Genomic DNA, 24346 nt, shown 5'->3' with positions numbered 1-24346 from the left:
TTGTCTATCCTTCCATCAGGCAGGGTGGCTATCTTGCAGATGATGACACGCAGCAAACATAGCACTGCTTCGACTACCGAGGCCGCTCCCATCATCTTCCCTGTGGTGGCAATCGGCGCTTCCGCTGGCGGACTCGATCCCATCGTTGCTTTCCTGGCCAATGTGCCACAAGAAAGCGGCATAGCCTATGTGGTGATCCAGCATCTCGATCCTACGCAAAAAGCCATGCTGCCTGAACTGTTGCAGCGGGCCACCAGCATTCCCGTGATGGAAATCACGCATCATATGGAAATGCGGCCAAATCATATTTACGTTATTCCATCGAATGCGGACCTGACCCTGTTCAATGGATGCTTTGTGCTCAGCGAACCGGTGCAGCTGCGCGGGCATCGCCTGCCGATCAATATCTTCTTCGAGAGCCTGGCAGCCGAATGGGGCAAATTGACCGTAGGCGTGATCTTTTCCGGCATGGGCAGCGATGGCACGCGCGGCTTGCAGGCGATCAAGCGGGCAGGCGGCCTGACCCTTGCCCAGCATCCCGATACCGCCAAGTTCGACATGATGCCGCAAAGCGCCATTAGCGCCGCATTGGTGGACTTGATCGATTTCCCCGATAAAATGCCGGAAAAGATCGTCGCCTATCTGTTGCGCAGCAGTTTTCTGCGCTCACCGGGTAGTGGGCCTAACGGGCGTAACACGCTGCAGGAAGTCGTCGCGCTGCTATCTGAACATACGGGTAACAGTTTTACCGATTACAAGATCAATACGGTGCTGCGCCGTATTGAGCGGCGCATGAGCCTGCATCAAATGGGCGTGATGGAAGAGTATGTCGTGTATTTGCGCAGCAACCCTGCGGAAATCGATTTGCTGTTCAAGGAATTGCTGATCGGCGTGACGAGTTTCTTCCGCGACCAGAAAGTGTGGGAATACCTGAAGACCGTGGCCTTGCCGCAATTGCTGGAGGCCCATCCCGATGGACGCGCTTTCAAGGCCTGGGTACCGGCCTGTTCCACGGGCGAGGAGGCGTATTCGCTGGCCATGGTGTTTCATGAGGTGGTGGCCAGCATCAATCCGCCGTCCAAGTATAGCCTGCAGATTTTCGCCACCGACCTGTCGGGCGACGCGATCGACCGTGCGCGCCAGGGCAGGTTTCCTGAAACGATCAGCAGCGATGTCTCGGCTGAGCGCCTGGAACGCTTTTTTATGGCTGGCAAGCGTGAATACCACGTGAAAAAAGAGATACGCAATATGATCATCTTTGCGCAGCAAAATATCATTTCGGATCCACCCTTTACCAAGCTCGATATCCTGTGCTGCCGCAATCTGCTGATTTATCTGAACGCCAAGCTGCAGCAGCGGCTGATCCCCTTGTTTCATTATGCCTTGAACCGTGACGGCCTGCTCTTGCTGGGTACCGCCGATACGCCTGGCCATTTTTCCGAATTATTTGCACCGCTGATCACGTCGAGCCGGCTGTACCGCCGGCTTGATAACCTGGCGCGCCAGCGGCTGCCTACGTATTTCCCCACCAAGGTATCATTGGTGTCGCCCCCCATACCCAGCGATACGAGAGAAGCTAGCATGCCTGGAAAGATACAATCCCATGTCGAGCAGTTATTGCTCCAGAAGTATTCACCGGCGGCGGCACTGCTAAACCAGGATGGGGACATCTTGTACATCAATGGCCGCACGGGTGCTTTCCTGGAGCCGGCAGCTGGCAAGGCCAACTGGAATATCCATGCCATGGCGCGCGAAGGCCTGCGCTATGAATTGGCCGGCCTGATCAAGCAGGCGCTGCAAAGCGATGGCGTGGTGCGCCTGAAGGGGCTGGTGGTGAAAGACCATCTTGGCCAGTCGCTGGGCGTGGATGTGAGCGCCGAGGCGCTGAGCCAGCCCGATTCCTTGCGCGGCATGGTCTTCGTGACGTTTTCCAGCATGACGCTGGTAGCCGAGCCGCGCCGTATCCGCTCGCCCAATCCCAAGGTGCTGGAACTGGAGCAGCAGCTGACGCAGGCGCGCAATGAAATCCAGGCCGTGCGCGATGAAATGCAGACCTCGCGCGAAGAACTGAAGTCGGCCAATGAGGAATTGCAATCGACCAATGAAGAGCTGCAATCGACGAACGAGGAACTGACCACTTCGAAGGAAGAGATGCAGTCGCTCAATGAAGAGCTGTACACGGTCAACGCCGAGCTGCAATCGAAGGTCGATGACTTGTCGCTGGTCAATAGCGACATGAAGAATCTGCTCAACAGCACGGATATCGCCACCATTTTCCTCGACAGCGCCTTGCGCATCCGCCGCTTCACGGCGCCGGCCACGCAAATCTACAAGCTGATTCAAACAGACTTGCGGCGCCCCTTGAGCGATATCGTCAATGACCTTGATTACCCGGAACTGGAAAACGATGCACTGGAAGTCATCCGTAGCCTGGTGTTTTCTGAGAAGCATGTATCGACCAAGACGGGGCGCTGGTACGACGTGCGCATCATGCCCTACCGGACCATCGAAAATGTGATCGACGGCGTGATCGTGACCTTTATTAACATCACGGAATCGAAGCTGCTCGAAGCACAACTGCGGCAGATGCAGTCCGATGTCGTCATGGGCGGAGAAACGGGTGAGAGCGTGTCATGAATGACGCATTCGACAGCGGGATTGGCCCCACGAAGTTGCGTGAGCAGGCCGAGCAATTGGCGGCGGAGCAACTGGTGTCCGCGGCGTCATCGTTGTCGAATGAAGAGATGATGCGTCAGCTGCATGAGTTGCAAGTGAGCCAGATCGAGCTGGAAATGCAGAATGTGGCATTGGCTGAACTGGAGCAGTTGAAGAATGCATTTGAAATCAGCCGCGACCTTTATTCCCAGCTGTATGAGCAGGCGCCCGTCAGCTATTTCTCGCTGAGCCGCAAAGGCGTGATCACGCGCGTCAACGTGGCCGCTTGCGGCTTGTTGCGGCGCGACAAGGATGGCTTGCTGGCACGGCATTTTGAACAATTCATTGCACCTCAGGCGCAAGGCGCGTTCCGGCGTTTTCTTGCTGCCGTGTTTGACAGCGGTGCGCGGCAGGTGCTGGAGGCGCAGCTGTTCGACGGCGAGCCGGGGCGCACTGGCGTCATTGTGCGCATCGAGGCCAATGTCGATGCGCACAGCGCGACCGTGCGCATGATGGTGACCGAACTAGGCGACGAGCTGGCGCGCGACTCGGCCTTGCGGCGCGCCTTTCTCATCCTCGATACCATCCGCGAAGGCGTGATGGTGACCGACAGCGATAACCGCATCATTTCCGTCAACCCCGCTTTTACCAGCATCACCGGCTACCTGGCCGAAGAAGCCATCGGGCGCGACCCGTCATTCCTGGGCGGCGGCACGCATCCAGCGCAATTCTATGCATCGATGTGGCAAAGCCTGCGCCAGGAGGGTAGCTGGTTTGGCGAACTGGTCAACCGGCGCAAGAATGGCGAACGCTTCGTCGAGTCGCTGTCGATCACGCCGATGCGCACGCAGGACGGTGCGACCAGCCATTTCGTGGGCGTGTTTTCCGACATTACCGAGCGCAAGCTGGCCGAGGCGGCCGTGCGCGAACTGCACCGCGAACTCGATCAGCGCGTGATCGACCGCACCGCCGAACTGGTGCGTGCCAACCAGCACCTGCAGCTGGAAGTACACCAGCGTGAACAGGCGCAAGTGGCCTTGCGCGATGCGGAACGCTTTTTTCACTCCACCATCGATTCGCTGACGGACCGCGTGCTGGTGCTCAACCAGGCAGGTGAAATCGTGCACGCCAACCAGGCGTGCATCGCGTTTGCCGGACATGCGGCCAGTGAGGTGCAGTATCTGCAGTTTTGCGAGACGGACAGGCGCTGGCAACGCAAGTCGGGACAGGAACTGGCCAGCGGCATCCGCGCGGTGATCGCCGGCCTGGCCGATACCTACACTCTCGAGTATGAATTTTCCACGCCAGCCGGCGCGCGCTGGTCGCAGGCCAGGGTCAGCCGTTTCCTGGGCGAAGGTCCGTTGCGGGTGGTGGTCGCCCACAGCGACATCACCGAGCGCAAGTTGATGGATGGCGCGCTGCGCCAGTCGCACGCCCAGCTGCGCCAGCTGGCGCTGCACCTGGAAACGGCCAAGGAAGACGAGCGCAAGCGCATTTCACGCGATATCCACGATGAGCTGGGACAAAACCTGCTGGCCCTGCGCATCGATATTTCCATGCTCAGCGCGCGTACGGAGGGCTCGCATCCGCGCCTGCATGGCCGCGTCGGCGCGGTGCTCAGCAATGTCGACACGACCATCAAGAGCGTGCGCGGCATCATGAATGAATTGCGCCCGATGGCGCTGGACCTGGGCTTGCAGGCCGCCATCGAATGGCAGGTCGGCGATTTTCGCAAGCGCAGCGGCATTGCCTGCCAGTTGCGCATCGGCGACGAAGCGCTGTTTACGGCCATCGACGGCCAGGTTGAAATCGTGTTGTTCCGCATCGTGCAAGAAGCGCTCAGCAATGTCATGCGCCACGCGCAGGCCAGCGCTGTCGAGATCGAATTCAGTGTCGACGCCTGGGCCATCCATGTGGTGATCAGTGACAACGGCGTCGGCATTACGCCGCAGCAACAGCGCAAGAGCCAGTGCTTCGGCCTGATCGGCATTGCCGAGCGCGTCACGGCGCTGGGTGGGCAGTTCGTGATCGGTGCGCCGGCCTCGGGCAGCGGTTGCCGTTTATCGCTGCAAATCCCCTTGCGGCCGGCGGCTTGAAAGCGCGCTTGAAAACAAGTTGATAATTGTCGCAGGAGAATTTTTTGCCTGCCCTGCGACGGCGGGACAGGCTATACTTTCGCCTGCTTTTTATGGAGGGGCATATTTTGTTGACAAAATTATTATTACCCATCGCCCTGATGGGCGCGTTCACCGTCGCGCACGCTGACGAAGGACAATGGCAGCCGTACCAGCTGCCGCAACTGAAAGCCGAATTGAAGCGCGTGGGCATCGAGATCCCCGCCGAAAAACTGGCTGACCTGAGCAAGCATCCGATGAGCGCCATCGTGTCGCTGGGCGGCTGCTCCGCGTCCTTCGTATCCGATTCCGGCCTGGTGGTGACCAACCACCATTGCGCGTATGGCGCGATCCAGCGTAATTCCACGCCTGAACACAATTACATCACCAACGGCTTTTTGGCCAAGACCCGCGCCGAAGAGCTGCCGGGCGGCCCGAACAGCCTGGTCTACGTGACCGACAAGGTGGAAAACGTCAGCGACCGCGTGCTCAAAGGCTTGACGGCCGACATGACGGGCCGCGCCCGCCACGAAGCGGTGGAAAAGCGCATCAAGGACTTGATCGCCGAATGCGAGACGGACAAGATGTACCGCTGCTCCGTGCCAGCCTTCCACCGTGGGCTGGAGTACTACCGCATCCGCCAGATGATGATACGCGACGTACGCCTGGTGTACGCACCATCGGACAAGATCGGCAACTTCGGCGGCGATATCGACAACTACGAATGGCCACGCCACACGGGCGACTACTCGTTCCTGCGCGCCTACGTGGGCAAGGATGGCCGTCCGGCCGACCCGTCGCCAGACAACGTGCCGTACAAGTCGAAAGACTTCCTGGTGGTCTCGGCGGAAGGCATCAAGGCTGGCGACGGCATCTTGCTGGCCGGCTACCCTGGCCGCACCAGCCGCTACAAGCTGCCAGCGGAAATCCGCGAAGCGCGCGATTCGGCCTTCCCCTTGAAAGTAGCTGAGCTGCAAGCCGACCTGGCCGTGATGGCTGACGCCACTGCCGGTGACGAAGCGGCCGCCGTGCGTTACGCCAGTGTGGTGAAAAGCATCAATAACGTGCTGAAGAAAACCCAGGGCTTGCTCGACGGTTTCGCGCGCAAGGATATCGCCGCCATCAAGGATGTGCAGGATGCCGAGTTCCGCGCCTGGTACGCCAAACAGCCGAATGTATCGAACACCATGCTGGCCGAACTGGACGCGGCGATCGCCAACGACATGGCGCTCAGCGACGAAGAGTTTGCCTGGTCGGTGGCCACCAATAGCGATCTGCTGAAAAGCGCGCGCACCCTGTACCGCCTGGCGCAAGAGCAGCAAAAGCCGGATGCAGAACGTGAATCGGGCTACCAGCAGCGCGACCTGGCCTTCATCAAGGCCCGTTTGGCGCGCCTGGAACAGTCGTATGTCAACAAGGTCGACCAGGCACGTTTTGAAGCTGGCTTGAAGCGCTACGCCCAACTGGTGGCGAAGAGCCATCCGCAAGGCCTGGATGCATTGCTGCCTGCGCCAACGGCCGTCGCTGTCCTGTACCAGCAGACGCAACTGGCCGACACGGCCAAGCGCCTGGCCTGGATGGGCAAGGACGTGGCGGCGATGCAGCAGTCCGACGATGCATTCATCCAGCTGGCGATCAAGCTGCAACCAGTGGCGCAAGCGCTGGAAGAGCGCCGCAAGGAAATCGATGGCAACCTGGAACGCGTGATTCCGCAATACATGCAAGCCGTGATCGCCTGGAAAAAGTCGCAAGGCAAACCTGTTTATCCTGACGCCAACTCGACCCTGCGCATGACTTACGGCACCGTGGCGCCATACTCGCCACGCGACGGCATCACCAAAGGCCCATTCACCACCGTGGAAGGCATCGTCGAGAAAGTCACCGGCAAAGCGCCATTCGAAGCGCCGCAAGCGCTGATCGATGCGGTCAAGGAAAAACGCTATGGCCAATTCCGCGATCCGGTACTGGGCACCGTGCCCGTCAACTTCCTGACCAGCGCCGACACCACCGGTGGCAATTCCGGTTCGGCCGTGATGAACAAGCGTGGCGAGCTGATCGGTCTGAACTTCGATTCGACCTATGAATCGATCACCAAGGACTGGTACTTCGACACGGCGATCACGCGCGCGATCCACCTCGATATCCGCTACATGCTGTGGGTCATGAAAGAAGTCGACCATGCAGATAACTTGCTCAAGGAAATGACGATCAAGTATCCGAAAGCTGCCACGGCGACGAAGAAGTAAGTTTCGACGCTCAACAAGCCGCATCCGCCGCAGGGCCGATGCGGCTTTTTTGCGCATGGCTAACTAATTTGAGTTCCATCAATATGCCAGCCTCCACCATGGTTAGCATGGTCTAGCGAAACAAATCCGGAGGAGGCAATATGGGCGATGGCGAGCTGGCAGCCGATCTTGCGCGGCTTTTCGCAAGCGGCAAACAAGTCCAGGAAAGCCGCTTGCTGCGTATGGATTTTCCGCGCGACGATGGTCCGCCCGATACCGCGCTGCTGGTCAACAGCTTGCGGGCACACGAAGAAATGTCACGCGACTTCCGTTTCGAGGTCGAACTGCTGTCCGACAATCTCCACCTTCCCCTGACCGCCATGATGGGACGCATGGTCACGATTTCGATGGTGCGCGATGACGCCAGCTTGCGCTATTTTAACGGTTATATCGGCGAATTTAGCTTGTTGCGCAGCGATGGCGGTTTCGCGGTCTACCAGATGGTGCTGCAACCCTGGCTGGCGTTTGCCAGGCTGCGCATGGACAACGTCTCGTTTCACGAACGCAACGTCATCGATATCAGCGAAACGACCTTCGAGCATTATGTGCAGCGCGACTGGCAAAACCGGCTGCATGAGGAAGTAGCGATATTAAGCTGCGCCAACCAGCATAATGAAACCGATTACAACCATCTGCACCGGTGCTGGGAAGCCCAGGGCATCCACTACTGGTATGAACATCGCGTCGACGGACATACACTTTGTCTGGGCGACAATACCTGGCTGAGCGACAGCATCGACCCAGGCGACCCCCATGCCGGCGAAGACGACGAGATGGTGTTTCGCAGCGGTACGGGCTCGCAGGAGGGCGATGGCATACGCGATTGGCAGGCAATACGGAAAATCGCCTCAGGCTCGCTCACGCTGGCCAGCTTTAACTACAAGCATCCTTACGCCAGTCGCGCCAGCGGCCATGCACTGCACCAGCAGGGCGATGTGTTTGCCCATGAACTGTATCAAAACACCGGCTATGGCTACGCCGGCATGGACGATGGTGAAGCGCTGGCGCAACGCCGCCTGGAGGAGCATAACCACCAGGCACAATACTTCGAAGCTGGCGGCAATCACCGCTGCGCCCAGGCCGGGCGCAGTTTCACGCTGAGTGGCCACTTCAGCGGCACGCAGGCCATGCCAGCCAAAGGTGAAGCGGCGCGCCCGGACATCCGCTCGCGCGAATACCTGATCCTGTCGGTCGATCATGTCGCCAGCAACAATTACCAGGCAGGCACGGGTGCGAAGTCGCATTATGAAAACCGTTTTAGCTGCATCCGCAAGAGCATCCGCTGGTATCCGGGACGGCAGTTCAACAGCACGCCTTGTGCGGTGCCCGGCGTACAGACCGCCATTGTCACCGGGCCGGCAGGCGAAACCATCCATACTGACGCGCTGGGCCGGGTGAAGGTGCAATTCCACTGGGACCGGCTGGGCAAGTTCGACGCGGGCAGTTCGTCATGGATCAGAGTCATGACGCCATGGGCGGGCCAGGCGTTCGGCCAGATCGCCTTGCCGCGCATCGGCCAGGAAGTGCTGATCCAGTTTCTCGACGGCAATATTGACCGTCCCGTGATTGTCGGCGCGGTGTACAACGGCAACCATGCGCCGCCGTGGAATTTGCCGGCGCAACGCATGCTGGGAGGCTGGCGCAGCGCCGAGCTGATGCCTGGCGGCGGCTACGGCGTGCGCGGCAATCAGTTGGTACTGGACGATACGCACCAGCGCATCCAGGCGCAGCTGAACAGCGATCATCAGCATAGCCAATTGTCGCTAGGCTGCATCAGCCGCATCGAAGACGCCAACGGGCGCAAGGATGCGCGTGGCGAGGGCTGGGAACTGGCGTCGGACGCCTGGGGCGTGGCGCGCGCCGGGCGCGGCATGTTGCTGACCACCGAAGCGCGCCCGGGCGCCGCCTCGCATATCAAGAGCATGGATGAAACCTTGCGCCGGTTGGCCGAGGCTGCTGAACGGCACAAGGCGCTTGCCGCCCTGGCGCAGCATCATGGCGCGCAAGAAAGCGCGGCCCAGCAGGGCGCCGCCGCCGATGTGTTGCAAGCCCAGCATGCGGCGATCAAGGGCGCAGCTGGTGGTGGCGAAAACGTATTTCCGGAACTGTCAAAGCCCCATCTGGTGCTGGCCAGCCCGGCCGGCATCGAAACGACGACCGCGCAATCGACGCATATCGCCAGCGCCGAGGATACCGCCTTGACCTCCGGGCGCAACCTCTCGCTGGCGGCCAGCGGCGGCCTGTTCGCCAGCATAGGCGCAGCGCTGCGCCTGTTCGTCCACAAGGCCGGCATGAAACTGATCGCCGCAGCTGGCCCGGTGCAGATCGCGGCGCAAACCGATGCGGTCGAGATCGTTGCCAATAAAGTGCTGGAGCTGATCAGCCAGGCCGACTGGGTGAATATTCGTGGCCGCAAAGGCGTGCGCCTGCATGGCGCCAATTGCATGCTTGAAATTAGTGACAAGGTGCAGTTTTTTACCGCGTCGCCAACGCTGTTTCATGGAAACCTCGAAACACTGGCGCCGAAAAACCGGCCGTAACCGGAGATGGAACCGTCCGTCGCGCCGGTGCAAGGGCAGTTGCAACATACCATCCAGGCCCACGCGGATGGCGGCCAGTATGCCAACGTGCCCTACACGCTGTACAAGGGCGATGCCAAAGTCGAGCAAGGCTTGACCGACGAATTCGGCCGCATCCTGATCGAGCATCAGGACGGCACGCCGCGCTATCGCATCGTCCTTGGCAATGGGGAAGAGTTTTCATTGCAGGCGAGCGCGCGCTTCGACCCGAGCGCGGCGCCGGACAGCGAACAGACGCTGTCGAACCGCGGTTTGCGCGCGTTCGACGATACCAGCGACGGTCGCTGGGTTCAATGATGCACGACACTGACTGGAGAGCGCTATGCCGGAATCGAGCGGCCGCATCGAAACCACCCACATCGACGAAGTCGGCCGCAGTGCGACCAGTTCGCTCCAGTGGCTGCTGGAAAACCGCAACCTGAAGGGCAAGGCCACTCATCCGATTACGCATAACAACAAGCTGACGCTGTTCATTTGCGGACAGGAAGGGTTCGCCGATATCGCGGGCGAGATCGCCAGGGCGGAAAAGTCCATCGACCTGTGCTGCTGGGGTTTCGACCCCGGCATGGAACTGGTGCGTGGCAACAGCGCTACCTGGCCGCGTGGCGAAACTTTTGGCGACTTGCTGATCGCCGCCGCACGGCGTCACGTCAGGGTGCGCCTGCTGGTCTGGTATGACCATATCGGTTCGCCGATGGTGCGCAATATGCCGGGCCATTCGCACGGCGCCTCGTCATGGAGAAGCGATGGGCCGCGCTTTGATGACATCAGCGCCAAAGCCAGCCTGGCGATGTTGCACGATGCGGTCAAAAACAAGAAACATATTTTAGGCAACGGTTATTGGGGTGAGTACGTCCGGCCCGAGAATATGCCGATGATGGCGCGCCAAGAATATTGTTACAGCTGGTATGCGGCCGCGTTCAAGGGCCTGTTTGGCGGCCTGGAGATACGTTTGCGGCACGGCGACAGCGCGGCGATCAGCAAGAGTATCGCGACCGAAATAAACCGGCCGCGCGGCCTGACGATGGGAGAAATCGAAAAGCCCGGCATGCAATACCTGGGCACGCACCACCAGAAGCCGGTCCTGATCGATTTCGATCACCAGGAAGGGGCGAAGGCCGTCGGTTATGTGATGGGCCTGAACTCGGTGACCGATTATTGGGATACGACGGCCCATCTGCTCGACGACACGCTGCGCGAACAGGGCGGTGTCAACGAGCGGCGCGAATGCTTGCAGGGTATGGCTGCGGACGGCGGGTTCGCCACGCTGAAGCCCTATCAGGATTACGCCTGCCGCATCGACGGCGGCAGGGCGCTCATCGCGCTCCATAACAATTTCGTGAAGGCATGGGATCGCGCGGCCGGCGACCGCACGCATGCGGCCGCCAATGCCAGCGTGAGCCGAGAGTTGCCACGGGGCAGCCCACCGGCGCGGCTGTTGCGCGTGGCCGGCCCAGGCGACTCCACCGTGCAAATCGTCCTGACGCAGCCCGAGGAACAAGACAAGACCATCAGGGAAAGCTACTTTCGCGCCGTGACCCAGGCCAGCCTGGCGGCCGGCTACCTGTATGTGGAAAACCAGTATTTCCAGTATGAAGAATGGGCCCAGCACTTGCTGGCCGAGCGCAAAAAAGTCGTTGCCGCCTGGAAGGCCTGCAGTGCCAAGGCGGGCAAGACCATGCGCGATATGCCGATCATGCATGTGTTCATCGTCATCCCGGTTCCCGAACGCGCGCAGATGGTGCCGCGCACCCACGATACGCTGGCGACACTGGGGCAGCACGATGGCATGACGGGGCAAAACGAGATGATCGACGACTACAACAAGCGACCGAAAACCCAGCGTGTCAGGGCGGGATTCGGCATTTCCGCCGAGGTGGCAGTCCAGTTGCCTGACGTGGTGCAGCACGCCAACGGTATCAACAAACCCGGTGCGATGACGCTCGAGAGTGACTTCGGGCTGAAAGTGTCGGTGGCGATGCTCAATGTGAGCGCGTTTGACCAAGATCGCTGGCGCTACCGTGAAATATATATCCATTCCAAGCTGATGCTGGTCGACGACGTGTTCATGACGCTGGGTAGCGCCAACCTGAACCAGCGCAGCATGGCCGTCGACAGCGAAATCAATATCGCCACCGTCGACTGCCGCGTGGCCCGGGACTTGCGCAAGCGGGTATGGCGTATGCATAGCGGCGGGCTGGTCGATGGGGGAGGAGGGACGAAGGCGGAGATTGTGGATGCTTTTGAGAAATGGGGAAATTTAATGAAGGCCAATCGGACGAAAAAATTGGCAAAACAAGGCGGCGCAAAATTCAAAAAAATGACTGGGTTTTTGTTGCCATTAGAAGATAGTCGAAGTTCCACCATGCGTCTGGGGTGATCATGAGACAGCATCAAAGCATATTTATTCGCCTGCCATGTTTTGTATTGTTAGTTTTACTGTGTATCTCTTTATTCTCCTGCAAAATGCCAAACGACAAAGTCCTGCCACGCAACCAAAGCCTGCCCCTTTTCAACCCCCATGTCGCGGATTTCATCTGTGAAATCGAGGCAAGCAAGGTGCCCCCCATCGATGCGCAAGCCGAGGACTGGTTTCTCGAAGCGCGTGCGATGGAAGATCCTGAAATTTTTGTGGAAGACCGCGACTACAAAAAAATTGTCGATCTGACGCGTCAAGCGGCAGAGCGATTGCACTGGAAGGCGATGCTCAATCTGGCCAGCTTGTATGTGGAAGGGCGCGATCCCTTATATGGTAATGAAGAGGCGGTTCAATTGGTGGAAAAGGCGATGCGGCTCGGGATACCTGCGGCATATGACAGGATGGGAACGTATTACGCGAATGGCACGGGCGTCAACGGCGATACCACCCGGGCTTATGCCTTCTGGCAAAAGGCCGCTGTCATGGGCAATCCTCATGCAATGGCTTTTTTAGGAGAAAAATTAAGAGCGGGGACAGACGGTGCTATTTCTGGCTATTGGGCCAATATTCCTGTGGCGGTAAAAATGATGGCGTGTGCGCTTTCTCAAGGATACGGGCCTGCTGCGTTTAACTTACACTATTTATATGCAATCCCAAGAGCTGCGAATGGGGACGAGATAGGTGATCGAACTCCCGCAACCAAACAGCGTGCTCTAAATGTATTGCATGAGGGAGTCAAGTTTGGCTGCGCAGAGTGTGCGAGTGCACTGGCAATTGAATTTGGTTCTCCTTTTGATCTTGCCGATATGCTGGCGCCATATGTGGACAAGGCTCGCGGCGAACGTTACGCGGTGCTAAATCGTGAACTGGGATTCAATCCCAATGCACGCTTTCCTAATCTGGACAAGGTCTTGCCACTTCCCCCTGCTGATCTGCCACCCTGGAATGGCGACAGGGATACCTTGCTGCATGCCGCCATGGGCGTGCGTCCGCCGCCAGCGGTCCCAAAACCAAGCGCCTCGTCGCTGTTACAAGAACCGTATTTCCTGGCCGCCGACTATGCCCTGCGCCCTGCCGGCTTGCACAGTGACGCGCCGACTGCGCCATTTTCGGCATACTGGCAACCCGCCGCCGAGCAGGGATTGACAGAGCCGGCCCGGCTGTTGCGCAAAGGCGAAGCATTCCGCCATTTCAGCGTGGTGGATGCCGCTGGCAACAGCCTTTATGGCCCCGTGACGTGGGAACAGTGCCTGACGATACGGCACAACCATGGGGCAGTGGAGCCGCGCGCGGTGCACGGCTTGCTGCGCGAGGTGGAGCGGCCCGAGCCATGGTTGAGCTGCGCTGGCGGCGAGGCCTGTCCCGTCAGCGGCGTCTGGCAACCGTGGGTAGCGGCCGACCATCCGTTGCAGGCCATCGTCAATCAATACTGGCGCCAGGCCTGGCTGACACAGGGCGCGCCGTTCCCGCAGCCGCGCCGCGACTGGCTGCTGGATTTGCCAGAGGACGTGGTGACGTGGCATTTGATAGATGCCTCCATTCTTGATCTTGGGTAACGCAATGCCGCAGCGATGGAGGACGTAATGGACAGGAATCAATCCAGAATGGCTGCCACCAGACGGCGCTTCACGTCGCTGATTTTCTTGTGCTGCATTTCTTTGCTTGCCTGCAAAATACCAGACGACAAAGTCTTGCCGCGCAACCAAAGCCTGCCCCTTTTCAATCCTCATGTTGCGGATTTCATCTGTGAAATCGAGGTAAGCAAGGTGCCGCCCATCGATGCGCAAGCCGAGGACTGGTTTCTCGAAGCGCGCGCTTTGGAAGATCCTGAAATTTTCGTGGAAGACCGCGACTACAAAAAAATTATCGATCTGACGCGTCAAGCGGCGGAGCGATTGCACTGGAAGGCGATGCTCAATCTGGCCAGCCTGTATGTGGAAGGGCGCGACCCTTTGTATGGTGAAGAAGAGGCGGTGCTGTTAGTGGAAAAGGCGATGCTGCTCGGCATACCGGCGGCTTATGACCGGATGGGAACGTATTACGCGAATGGCACGGGCGTCAACGGCGATAGCACTCGCGCTTATGCGTTCTGGCAAAAGGCGGCGCAGATGGGAAATCCGCAAGCGATGGATTTTTTGTCAGATAAACTAAATGTGGGGCCTGCAAATGAAGGCGCAGGGTATTGGGCTAATATTCCCGTCGCAATAAAAATGATGGCATGTGCATTTTCCCAAGGGTACGGACCGGTTGCATATAATCTATCTTATATGTATGCCTCCCCGAGAATGACTACAGGGAGAGTTAGCGGGCCGCGTACGCCAGAAACTAAAGCACTTGCTCTTAAAGTGCTACATGAGGGAGTAGCATTCGGCTGCGGGAAATGCGCAACCAAACTCAAGATTGAATTCGGCGATCCGTTTGATCTTGCAAATATGCTGGTTCCGTACATTGATAAAGCGCGGGCGGAACGTTATGGCGTACTTGGTCGTGCCCTCGGCTTCAACCCCAATCGCCGTTTCCCGAACCTCGATAAAATCTTGCCATTGCCACCGGCCGATCTGCCGCCCTGGGATGGCCAACGAAAGAGCTTGCTTGAAGCAGCCATGGGTGTTCGTCCGCCGCCCGCCATCCCAAAGCCAAGCTCCGCCTCACTGTTACAAGAACCGTATTTCCTGCCCGTCGACTATGCTTTGCGTCCTGCCGGCTTGCACAGCGATGCGCCGGCTGCGCCATTTTCGACATACTGGCAACCCGCCGCCGGGCAGGGATTGACGGAGCCGGCCCGGCTGTTGCGTAAAGGCGAAGCGTTCCGCCATTTCAGCGTGATCGATGCCGCTGGCAACAGCCGTTACGGCCCCGTAACGTGGGAACAGTGCCTGACGATACGGCACAACCATGGGGCAGTGGAGCCGCGCGCGGTGCACGGCTTGCTGCGCGAGGTGGAGCGGCCCGAGCCATGGTTGAGCTGCGCTGGCGGCGAGGCCTGTCCCGTCAGCGGCGTCTGGCAACCGTGGGTAGCGGCCGACCATCCGTTGCAGGCCATCGTCAATCAATACTGGCGCCAGGCCTGGCTGACACAGGGCGCGCCGTTCCCGCAGCCGCGCCGCGACTGGCTGCTGGACTTGCCAGAGGACGAGGTGACGTGGCATTTGATGGATGCCTCCATTCCTGACCTTGGATAACGCAAACTGGAGAGCACCATGCCGGAATCGAGCGGCCGCATCGAAACCACCCACATCGACGAAGTCGGCCGCAGTGCGACCAGTTCGCTCCAGTGGCTGCTGGAAAACCGCAACCTGAAGGGCAAGGCCACTCATCCGATTACGCATAACAACAAGCTGACGCTGTTCATTTGCGGACAGGAAGGGTTCGCCGATATCGCCGGCGAGATCGCCAGGGCGGAAAAGTCCATCGACCTGTGCTGCTGGGGTTTCGATCCAGGGATGGAACTGGTGCGCGGCAACAGCGCCACCTGGCCGCGCGGCGAAACTTTTGGCGACTTGCTGATCGCCGCCGCGCGGCGTCACGTCAGGGTGCGCCTGCTGGTCTGGTATGACCATATCGGTTCGCCGATAGCGCGCACCATGCCAGGCTATTCGCACGGCACTTCGCCATGGAAAACTGGTGGACAACGTGCCGACGATATCAGCGCCAAAAGCAGCCTGGCGATGTTGCAGGAGGCGGTCAAAAAAAAGCTACCTGTTTTTAGCCACCGTTATTGGGGCGAATTCATCCGGGCCGAGGATATTCCGATGAAGGCACGCGAAGAATATTGCCACAGCTGGTATGCGGCCGCGTTCAGGGGCCTGTTTGGCGGCCTGGAGATACGTTTGCGGCACGGCGACAGCGCGGCGATCAGCAAGAGTATCGCGACCGAAATAAACCGGCCGCGCGGCCTGACGATGGGGGAAATCGAAAAGCCCGGCATGCAATACCTGGGCACGCATCACCAGAAACCGGTCCTGATCGATTTCGATCACCAGGAAGGGGCGAAGGCCGTCGGTTATGTGATGGGCCTGAACTCGGTGACCGATTATTGGGATACGACGGCCCATCTGCTCGACGATACGCGGCGCGAGTGCTTGCAGGGTATGGCCGCAGACGGCGGGTTCGCCACGCTGAAGCCCTATCAGGATTACGCCTGCCGCATCGACGGCGGCAGGGCGCTCATCGCGCTGTACAACAATTTCGTGAAGGCATGGGACCGCGCGGCCGGCGACCGCACGCATGCGGCCTCCAATGCCAGCGTGAGCCGGGAGTTGCCACGGGGCAGCCCACCGGCGCGGCTGTTGCGCGAGGCCGGCCCAGGCGACTCCACCGTGCAAATCGTCCTGACGCAGCCCGAGGAACAAGACAAGACCATCAGGGAAAGCTACTTTCGCGCCGTGACCCAGGCCAGCCTGGCGGCCGGCTACCTGTACGTGGAAAACCAGTATTTCCAGTATGAAGATTGGGCGCAGCATTTGCTGGACGAGCGCAAAAAAGTCGTTGCCGCCTGGAAGGCGGGCAGTGCCAAGGCGGGCAAGAGTCTTGAAGACATGCCGGTCATGCACGTGTTCATCGTCATCCCGGTCCCCGAGCGGGCGCAGATGGTGCCGCGCACCCACGATACGCTGGCGGCGCTGGGGCAGCATGATGGCATGACGGGGCAAAACAAGATGATCGACGACTACAACAAGCGACCGAAAACCCAGCGTGTCAGGGCGGGATTCGGCATTTCCGCCGAGGTGGCAGTCCAGTTGCCCGACGTGGTGAAGCATGCCAACGGTATCAACAAGCCCGGCGCGATGACGCTCGAGAGCGAATTCGGGCTGAAAGTGTCGGTGGCGATGCTCAATGTGAGCGCGTTTGACAACGACCGCTGGCGCTACCGTGAAATCTATATCCATTCCAAATTGATGCTGGTCGACGACGTGTTCATGACGCTGGGCAGCGCCAACCTGAACCAGCGCAGCATGGCCGTCGACAGCGAAATCAATATCGCTACCGTCGACTGCCGCGTGGCCCGGGACTTGCGCAAGCGGGTATGGCGCATGCATAGCGGCGGGCTGGTCGATGGCGGGGGAGGGACGAAGGCGGAGATTGTCACGGCATTCAAAGATTGGACTAACTTGATGAAAAATAATCGCAAGAAAAAATTTGATAAATCTGAAAATGCAATTTTCAAAAAAATGAGAGGCTTTGTGCTGCCGCTCGAAGACAAACGCAGCTCCACAATACGTTTGGGCTAAGCATGAAAGGTCATCAAAAATACTTTTTTTACCTGCCATTTTTCAGCTTGGCAGTTCTCTTAATTATTTCTTTAATCGCTTGCAAAATGCCTAACGACAAAGTCCTGCCACGCAACCAAAGTCTGCCACTTTTCAATCCCCATGTCGCGGATTTTATCTGTGAAACCGAGGCAAGCAAGGTGCCGCCCATCGATGCGCAAGCCGAGGATTGGTTTCTTGAAGCGCGCGCCCTGGAAGATCCTGAAATTTTCGTGGAAGACCGCGATTACAAAAAAATCGTTGATCTGACGCGTCAAGCAGCGGAGCGATTGCACTGGAAGGCGATGCTCAATCTGGCCAGCCTGTATGTGGAAGGGCGCGACCCTTTGTATGGTGAAGAAGAGGCGGTGCTGTTGGTGGAAAAGGCGATGCGACTGGGCATTCCGGCGGCTTATGACAGGATGGGGACGTATTATGCGAATGGCACGGGCGTGACAGGCGATACCACCCGGGCTTATGCGTTCTGGCAAAAGGCGGCGCAGATGGGAAACCCTCAATCGCTGGGATTTTTAGGCGAGAAATTGACCTCTGGAGAGGATCATCCAAGTATCGGAATGTGGGGCAATATTCCTGTGGCGACCAAAATGCTCGAGTGCGCGCTGGCACAAGGGTATGGCCAAGCTGCATTTGATTTACATTATTTGTATGTGGTTTTAAGATCATCAGATGGGACCGCAAATGGAGACAGTACTCCAGAAGCAAAAGCGCGTGCTTTAGAGGTATTGCATGAAGGTGTCAAATTTGGTTGTGAAGATTGTGCTAACGCATTGCAAATAGAATTTGACCACCCTTTTGATTTATCTAATATGTTTACTCCGTACATCGATAAGGCTCGCGGCGTAAGATATGGAATATTGGGTGATGCCCTCGGTTTCAACCCCAATCGCCGCTTCCCGAACCTCGATAAAATCTTGCCATTGCCACCGGCCGATCTGCCGCCCTGGGATGGCCAAAGAAAGAGCTTGCTTGAAGCAGCCATGGGTGTTCGTCCGCCGCCCGCCATCCCAAAGCCAAGCTCCGCCTCACTGTTACAAGAACCGTATTTCCTGCCCGTCGACTATGCTTTGCGTCCTGCCGGCTTGCACAGCGATGCGCCGGCTGCGCCATTTTCGACATACTGGCAACCCGCCGCTGGGCAGGGTTTGACGGAGCCGGCCCGGTTGTTGCGTAAAGGCGAAGCGTTCCGCCATTTCAGCGTGCTCGATGTCGCTGGCAACAGCCGTTACGGCCCCGTAACGTGGGAGCAGTGCCTGACGCTACGGCACAACCATGGGGCAGTGGAGCCGCGTGCGGTGCACGGCTTGCTGCGCGAGGTGGAGCGCCCCGAGCCATGGTTGAGCTGCGCTTGCGATCAAGCGTGTCCGGTCAGTGGCGTCTGGCAACCGTGGGTTTCGGCCGACCATCCGCTGCAGGCCATCGTCAATCAATACTGGCGCCAGGCCTGGCTGACCCAGGGCGCGCCGTTCCCGCAGCCGCGCCGCGACTGGCTGCTGGATTTGCCAGAGGGCGAGGTGACGTGGCATTTGATGGAGGCCTCCATTCCTGATCTTGGGTAACGCAATACCGCAGCGATGGAGGGCGCAATGGACAGGAATCAATCCAGCATGGCTGCCACGAGACGGCGCCTCGCGTCGCTGATCTTCTTGTGCTGCATTTCTTTGCTTGCCTGCAAAATGCCTAACGACAAAGTCCTGCCACGCAACCAAAGCCTGCCGCTTTTTAATCCCCATGTCGCGGATTTCATCTGTGAAATCGAGGCGAGCAAGGTGCCGCCCATCGATGCGCAAGCCGAGGATTGGTACTTTGACACGGCGATTACGCGCGCGATCCACCTCGATATCCGCTACATGCTGTGGGTCATGAAAAAAGTCGACCATGCCGACAACTTGCTCAAGGAAATGACGATCAAGTATCCGAAGCCTGTTACTGCGGCGAAGAAGTAATCGCTTTATTTAGTTAGCTGAAAGCCGCATCCGACTTCGGACTGATGCGGCTTTTTTACGCCAAATTTCTGCTGGCTGTCTGCGTACGATTATCGCCACGATGAAGCGTAGCCAAATTCGTGCCTAAATTCCTGATACGGCCGGGGAGGGAACAGGCCTGCCCGTGAGTATGCCCACGTATTGAGTCGAAGGATGCCCGATGGATATGCCATCAGATGTGATGTCAAAGAAACGAATGTCTTTACTATGGTCGCTGGCACGTACCTTGACTACCGAGATCACGCGTTTTAGCTGGCCTTCCAGCTCCACGTAGCGCTGCATGACGATGGCGTCGGCCAGGAAGGCGTTGCCATAGGAACTGAATCGCAACATCTCGTAGCGGTCCTCCAGCTCGGCGGTCATCAGTACGGTCACGCCCATTGCCGTCAGCACAGCTATCATGCGATACAGCGATTCGCGGAAATCGTCGCGGAACGATGGCGCCAGCGCCAGCTCGAAGCCGGACAAAGAGTCAATCACTACCCGCTTTGCCCCCATCTGCCTGATCATGACGATCAAGTCGTGCAGGATTTCGTCGATCGACAAGTCCAGTGTGCGGGTATTGATCACACCCAACTTGCCGGATTCGATCAAGGTATTGAGTTGATGGCTGAGTAGCTGGTTCGGACTCTTCTCGAACGCCGCAATTACGCCAACCTCGCCATTGCGCACGCCCTCGGCCAGGAACTGCGTCGCCAGCACCGATTTGCCAGAGCCGGATGGCCCGACCACGAGCAGTGAATAGCCAGCCGGTACGCCACCGCCCATCATCCTGTCCAGTTCCAGTACACCTGTTGAGAGGCGCTGTCCGCTGTCGATACTGACCCTGCTGGCAGTTGCTGTCAGCATGGCGCGCGGGAAGATATCGACGCCGCTGTCACTGATGCGGAAGGTATGTATGCCAAGTCCCTGCGCCTGGCCGCGCATCTTGACCACCTGGATCTTGCGGACCAGCGCGTCGCGGTGTACCTGTTGAGACATCCAGATGATGCCGTCAGCCACAGTAAACACCGGGCTGGACTCTGCCTCCGGCGCCAGATATTCGCCGATCAGAAAGGTGGTGGCCAGCCAGCTGGTCATCTGCATGCCCAGTTGCTGGACGAAATGCTGCAGGCTGGCGGCGCCGCCATCCATACTCTGTGCCGACTGCGCCACCGAACGGAAGGAATCCACAAATACCAGGCTAGGCTGGTAATCGCGTACTTCGTCCGCGATACGCGCCAGCACCCGGTCGAAATTGCCATCAAGCAGATCGGCTGCCAGATTGACGAATTTGATCGAGTGATTGATCTTGCTTACGTCGAAGAAAGGAAACTGCTGCTGATAGCGCAGCATTTTCAGCGGTGGTTCGCCCAGTACGGTAAAGAATAGCGCGCGCCGCTCTGGAGCGGCCAGTGAAAACATGATCTGGTGCGCCATCGTGGTCTTGCCGCTGCCCGGCGTACCGGCGAGCAGGTTGAAGGAAAATTCCGGAATGCCGCCCCCCAGCAATTCATCCAGGCCTGGTACGCCCGATGCCAGGCGCTGAATGCTGACTTTATTGCTCATTGTTAATTTCCTTAGCGGCAGTGTCCGCGATGTCCTGGCTCCAGGCCGATTTCAGCAGGGCGGTGGTCAAGGGTTCGCCGATGAGTTGGATCAGCGTGTCGATGAAAGTGGTGAGCAGATCAACGGCAGCAGCACCCGCTGCCGCCGTTTCCTGGCCTTCGAGGCTAGTCTTGAGCTGTTCGAAACCAGGGTCATTGCCATCGGACAGCCATGGGTGCCGCGCCCGCACCAGATGGATGTTGCGCGCATACAGCGTGTCGAAGCCGCTACGCCCGATAATGGCGACCAGCTCGACAGCCAGCCGGTTCCACATCGCGATGGCGTCGGCTGTGATTTGTTCTGGATGGCGCATCACATTGCGCTCGATCATCTCGTACCGTTCGTCTTTAATCGCCATGTGAGTATCAGTGCAGTGAAGCGTAGGAGTGGTTGCCGCCAGAGGGCGCAAGCGGGTGCTCAGCGTACATGCAGTTCTATCAAGGCCAGCAGCACGTCGATTGCCACCGGCTTGACCAGATAGTGATCGAAGCCACTGCGAACCGCGCGGGCGCGGTCTTGTTCCTGGTTGTAGCCGGATGCCGCGACAAAAAATGGCTGCTTGCCAGGCAAGGTGGCGCGGATGCGCTCGACGACGGTAAAGCCGTCCAGCCCGGGGAGCCCGATGTCGCAGATGATCAGGTCGTAGGGATGTTTCAGCGCCAGTTCGACGGCCGTCACACCGTCGTGACACTGCCTTACCGCATGGCCAGCCAGTTTCAGTAGCATGCTCAGCGTTTCAGCGGCGTCCAGATTGTCTTCCACCAGAAGTATATTCAACGGGCGCTCGGTGGACAAAGGCGGCAATGACAAGGTTGCCAGCTCAGTCTGCTCATCCGGGGCGATCAATGGCAGCAGTACAGTGAAGGTACTGCCAAGGCCGATGCCACTACTCAGTACCCGCACCGTACCGCCATGCATTTCTACCAGCGAGCGCACCAGTGTCAGGCCGATGCCCAGTCCTCCTTGTGCCCGGTCCAACGATTGCAAACCCTGTGTAAAGAGATCGAAGATAAACGGTTGCAGTTCGTTGGCAATACCCATGCCGTTGTCGCAGACCTTGATCTGTACCGACTTGCCCACAAGTTCAGCGCTCAGTAAGATGGTTTCGTTCTCAGGCGAAAATTTGGAGGCGTTGTTGAGAAGATTGGAAAGCGCCTGCACCAGCCTTATGCGGTCGCCATCGATGTACACCGGCGATGGCGGCAATACGATCTGCAATTGTTGCTGGCGCTTGTCTATCCCTGGCTGACTAGCTTCCGCCGCCAGTCCAACGATATCGGACAGCGACAATATGGATTTATCCAGTCTGATCTTGCCGCTGCTAATGCGCGAGGCGTCGAGCAGATCATCGATCAATCGCGTCATATGGTTCATCTGGCGCTCAATGATGGCCAGAAGACGGGGCAGCTCGGGATTGTTGCCCGCAAGTTTGCTCAGCAAGGTGTTGGCGTAAGCGATGGGCTGCAGCGGATTGCGTAGTTCATGCGCCAGCATCGATAGAAAGTTGGTTTGGCGCTGCATCGATGCTTCCGCATCGGCTTGCTTGTCTTGCGCGCTGAAGGTCGCCAGCATCAGGTGTTCATTCGCCTCGCGCAACTGAATGACGTTGCTCTCCCTTGCTTGCGCGACCTCTTGTTGCCGCTGCAGATGGTCGAGCTGTATCAGTAATTGCGCAATCACGTCCCGCAGGTCCCCCAGCTCCTTGTCGTGCAAGGCTTGCCAGCGCTGGTCGTGCCGGTCCGGTGGGGCAGGCGAGCCGGCTTGCCCGCCGGTTTCCGCGTTATCGTTCATGATAGGGATGGAGCATCCTCGGTGAGTCAATCGGAATACGCGGAGTAGCTGTCATGTCAACAGATGTCGACACCATACACTGCTTTGCCCGCCAGTGTAGAAATACTACGTATTTGCTGGCTGCGGTGTTGCCAGTGCTAACTGAGAGAGCGTGGTATCAGGTGGGGCGACCTGATTGAACAAACGTGGCGAACTGATAGGCATGAACTTTGGTTTGACCTATAAATCGATCACCAAGGACTGGTACTTCGACACCGCCATCACCCGCGCCATCCACCTTGATATCCGCTACATGCTGTGGGTCATGAAGGAAGTGGATCATGTAGATAATTTGCTCAAGGAAATGGCGATCAAGTATCCAAAGAAAAAGTAAGTGCAAGCTAAAAAAACCGCGGTGCCCAACATGGGGATCGCGGTTTTTTTTATGGTACTCGGCCATCCTCGGCAAATTATGAATCTATTACAGGTAGTTGGCCACGAATGGATTTAATTTCAAAATCAATAATAATTCATTGGAGGATATGGAAAGCCTTATTGGGGATAGCAATCGAAATCATTGGGGGGACGTTCCAATTGGCATACCCAGCTCCAGTCGACATCGGCGTGCTCCGTGAGTATGATGGAAAGCGGCAGGACAGGCGAATTGAGTGACACGGTTAACACATCGCCCATCATGACTGGTGGGCCGGGATCGACGGCATTATACAGGCCGGCAACATTTGCACCTTTGCCAAATTTGACGCGTAGCGTGCTGTTGCTGATCAGGTCAGGAATATTTCTGTGTACTTCGGCGCCAATAGGGAAGATAACGCCATTAGGCAAGGTTATTTTGTGCTCGGGGCGTACCAGGACATTAATCCAATTTGTCTCTGGTAGGAAGTATAGATAGTCTTTCGATTTATTCAGAGCTGACGCTATTCCCTCCAACGCCTTGACGTCCAGAATACCTTCTGCCTTATTGATGAGTAAATCGCTAAGAACCGGTAATATCCAGCCGAGATTGGAATCGCAATTGGTCGATGAGCTTGGCGTCGCAGTCATTCTGACGCTTTCCGATTGTAATGGTCCTCCGAATTGAGCTGTGATGGATATGTCTTTCAACTCCATTGTATTGTAGCAATCGTAGCTTATCAGGCCGAGTTTTCGCCCCGTAAAGCGTGTAATTGCTTTGTAGCTCAGCCCGCTAAGTGTTGTTAGTGTTATACCGCCCTGCTGCGGAGCCATAAGAATATCCAGGTCACCCTCGATAAAGGTGGAACCGAGGGTGCCGCCTTTTTCTCGCGCAAAGCGTGTAAGAAACTCATCCATTGTGCCACGTATGGCGCGCGGTATTTCACTGGTCTTGCCGCGCAAATCGGTAATAGGATTGAATTGGTCGCCCGGGACGGAATAGGAAAATGAGCCTCCACCGTAATTAATTTTTGTGGTTAAGGTCTGTGATGTAATGCGCGGTTTCCAATCCGCATGGGCCGTTCCAAATGCCAGCATGGCAGCCGCGAATACTAATTTACGCATTAAGTCTCCTGAAAAATAAGAACGGCATGCCGTTTTTTGATTGTTCGAATATTTTATGTCGCAATTCCTGCTTTGGCTTACAGGTAAGCCTTGAGCCAAAAAGGATAATTGACATTTGTATTTTGACACCAATATATGTATTGGGCAAC

The 24346-nt window shown here is 57.8% G+C and carries 14 protein-coding genes and 2 pseudogenes; 12 read left to right on the top strand and 4 right to left on the bottom strand.

All coding sequences use genetic code 11. The features are described 5' to 3' along the window. Positions 1-39: 39 nt before the first annotated feature. The 11 genes and pseudogenes from HDE75_RS03960 to HDE75_RS03910 all read left to right on the top strand — a co-directional run bounded on the left by HDE75_RS03960 (position 40) and on the right by HDE75_RS03910 (position 19265). Positions 40-2637 (top strand): chemotaxis protein CheB, encoded by a 2598-nt coding sequence (locus HDE75_RS03960; protein WP_260173671.1) that lies wholly within the window; start codon positions 40-42, stop codon positions 2635-2637. Continuing rightward, positions 2634-4751 (top strand): sensor histidine kinase, encoded by a 2118-nt coding sequence (locus HDE75_RS26915; RefSeq protein ID WP_311735063.1) that lies wholly within the window; start codon positions 2634-2636, stop codon positions 4749-4751. Before HDE75_RS03960 ends, HDE75_RS26915 begins: the two co-directional genes overlap by 4 nt. A gap of 92 nt (positions 4752-4843) precedes the next feature. Then, a complete protein-coding gene (locus tag HDE75_RS03950) occupies positions 4844-7015 on the top strand; it encodes a S46 family peptidase (protein ID WP_183676123.1) in 2172 nt (723 codons plus the stop codon). A 221-nt stretch (positions 7016-7236) separates the two neighbouring features. Next, positions 7237-9594, top strand: a complete 2358-nt coding sequence (locus HDE75_RS03945) for a type VI secretion system Vgr family protein (protein WP_260173889.1) — start codon at positions 7237-7239, stop codon at positions 9592-9594. Between the two features lie 39 nt (positions 9595-9633). After that, a complete protein-coding gene (locus HDE75_RS03940; protein WP_183676125.1) occupies positions 9634-9930 on the top strand; it encodes a hypothetical protein in 297 nt (98 codons plus the stop codon). A gap of 25 nt (positions 9931-9955) precedes the next feature. Beyond that, entirely contained in the window at positions 9956-12013 is a 2058-nt protein-coding gene (locus HDE75_RS03935) for a phospholipase D-like domain-containing protein (protein WP_183676126.1), read from the top strand. Positions 12014-12015: 2 nt separating this feature from the next. Beyond that, a pseudogene (locus HDE75_RS27020) lies at positions 12016-12999 on the top strand (tetratricopeptide repeat protein); the annotation flags it as partial. 636 nt (positions 13000-13635) lie between these two features. Continuing rightward, complete coding sequence (locus HDE75_RS03925) at positions 13636-15234, top strand: tetratricopeptide repeat protein (protein ID WP_183676128.1); 1599 nt, start codon at positions 13636-13638, stop codon at positions 15232-15234. 18 nt (positions 15235-15252) lie between these two features. Continuing rightward, positions 15253-17283 (top strand): phospholipase D-like domain-containing protein, encoded by a 2031-nt coding sequence (locus tag HDE75_RS03920; protein ID WP_183676129.1) that lies wholly within the window; start codon positions 15253-15255, stop codon positions 17281-17283. 2 nt (positions 17284-17285) lie between these two features. Next, positions 17286-18878, top strand: a complete 1593-nt coding sequence (locus HDE75_RS03915) for a tetratricopeptide repeat protein (protein ID WP_183676130.1) — start codon at positions 17286-17288, stop codon at positions 18876-18878. Between the two features lie 15 nt (positions 18879-18893). Beyond that, on the top strand, positions 18894-19265 hold the full coding sequence (locus HDE75_RS03910; RefSeq protein WP_183676131.1) for a S46 family peptidase: 372 nt from the start codon (positions 18894-18896) through the stop codon (positions 19263-19265). A gap of 123 nt (positions 19266-19388) precedes the next feature. Here the strand turns inward: HDE75_RS03910 and HDE75_RS03905 are convergent, their stop codons facing one another. Genes HDE75_RS03905 through HDE75_RS03895 form a run of 3 tightly spaced genes read right to left on the bottom strand, consistent with a single transcriptional unit; the run spans position 19389 to position 22682 of the window. Further along, positions 19389-20852 carry an ATPase domain-containing protein gene (locus tag HDE75_RS03905; protein WP_183676132.1) on the bottom strand — a complete coding sequence of 488 codons (1464 nt, stop codon included), beginning with the start codon at positions 20850-20852 and terminating at the stop codon, positions 19389-19391. Then, positions 20842-21249, bottom strand: coding sequence for a hypothetical protein (locus HDE75_RS03900; protein ID WP_183676133.1), 408 nt, complete (start codon positions 21247-21249; stop codon positions 20842-20844). Before HDE75_RS03900 ends, HDE75_RS03905 begins: the two co-directional genes overlap by 11 nt. A gap of 59 nt (positions 21250-21308) precedes the next feature. After that, positions 21309-22682, bottom strand: a complete 1374-nt coding sequence (locus tag HDE75_RS03895) for a hybrid sensor histidine kinase/response regulator (protein WP_183676134.1) — start codon at positions 22680-22682, stop codon at positions 21309-21311. Positions 22683-22857: 175 nt separating this feature from the next. Between HDE75_RS03895 and HDE75_RS03890 the strand changes: the two are divergent. Next, a pseudogene (locus HDE75_RS03890) lies at positions 22858-23055 on the top strand (S46 family peptidase); the annotation flags it as partial. Positions 23056-23213: 158 nt separating this feature from the next. Here the strand turns inward: HDE75_RS03890 and HDE75_RS03885 are convergent. Beyond that, the gene (locus HDE75_RS03885; RefSeq protein ID WP_183676135.1) at positions 23214-24197 is read right to left on the bottom strand and encodes a hypothetical protein; all 984 of its coding nucleotides are present in this window, start codon (positions 24195-24197) and stop codon (positions 23214-23216) included. Positions 24198-24346 lie beyond the last annotated feature (149 nt).

It is taken from the genome of Janthinobacterium silvisoli (assembly GCF_014200725.1).
GTDB lineage: Bacteria > Pseudomonadota > Gammaproteobacteria > Burkholderiales > Burkholderiaceae_D > Janthinobacterium.
This window is presented reverse-complemented; position numbering and strand designations above follow the sequence as displayed.

Excerpts from the sequence above, each read along its gene's own strand:
- HDE75_RS03960 (WP_260173671.1), top strand. The coding sequence starts at position 40 with ATGATGACACGCAGCAAACATAGCACTGCTTCGACTACCGAGGCCGCT.
- HDE75_RS26915 (WP_311735063.1), top strand. The coding sequence starts at position 2,634 with ATGAATGACGCATTCGACAGCGGGATTGGCCCCACGAAGTTGCGTGAG.
- HDE75_RS03950 (WP_183676123.1), top strand. The coding sequence starts at position 4,844 with ATGGAGGGGCATATTTTGTTGACAAAATTATTATTACCCATCGCCCTG.
- HDE75_RS03945 (WP_260173889.1), top strand. The coding sequence starts at position 7,237 with ATGGATTTTCCGCGCGACGATGGTCCGCCCGATACCGCGCTGCTGGTC.
- HDE75_RS03935 (WP_183676126.1), top strand. The coding sequence starts at position 9,956 with ATGCCGGAATCGAGCGGCCGCATCGAAACCACCCACATCGACGAAGTC.
- HDE75_RS03925 (WP_183676128.1), top strand. The coding sequence starts at position 13,636 with ATGGACAGGAATCAATCCAGAATGGCTGCCACCAGACGGCGCTTCACG.
- HDE75_RS03920 (WP_183676129.1), top strand. The coding sequence starts at position 15,253 with ATGCCGGAATCGAGCGGCCGCATCGAAACCACCCACATCGACGAAGTC.
- HDE75_RS03915 (WP_183676130.1), top strand. The coding sequence starts at position 17,286 with ATGAAAGGTCATCAAAAATACTTTTTTTACCTGCCATTTTTCAGCTTG.
- HDE75_RS03910 (WP_183676131.1), top strand. The coding sequence starts at position 18,894 with ATGGAGGGCGCAATGGACAGGAATCAATCCAGCATGGCTGCCACGAGA.
- HDE75_RS03905 (WP_183676132.1), bottom strand. The coding sequence starts at position 20,852 with ATGAGCAATAAAGTCAGCATTCAGCGCCTGGCATCGGGCGTACCAGGC.
- HDE75_RS03900 (WP_183676133.1), bottom strand. The coding sequence starts at position 21,249 with ATGGCGATTAAAGACGAACGGTACGAGATGATCGAGCGCAATGTGATG.
- HDE75_RS03895 (WP_183676134.1), bottom strand. The coding sequence starts at position 22,682 with ATGAACGATAACGCGGAAACCGGCGGGCAAGCCGGCTCGCCTGCCCCA.
- HDE75_RS03885 (WP_183676135.1), bottom strand. The coding sequence starts at position 24,197 with ATGCGTAAATTAGTATTCGCGGCTGCCATGCTGGCATTTGGAACGGCC.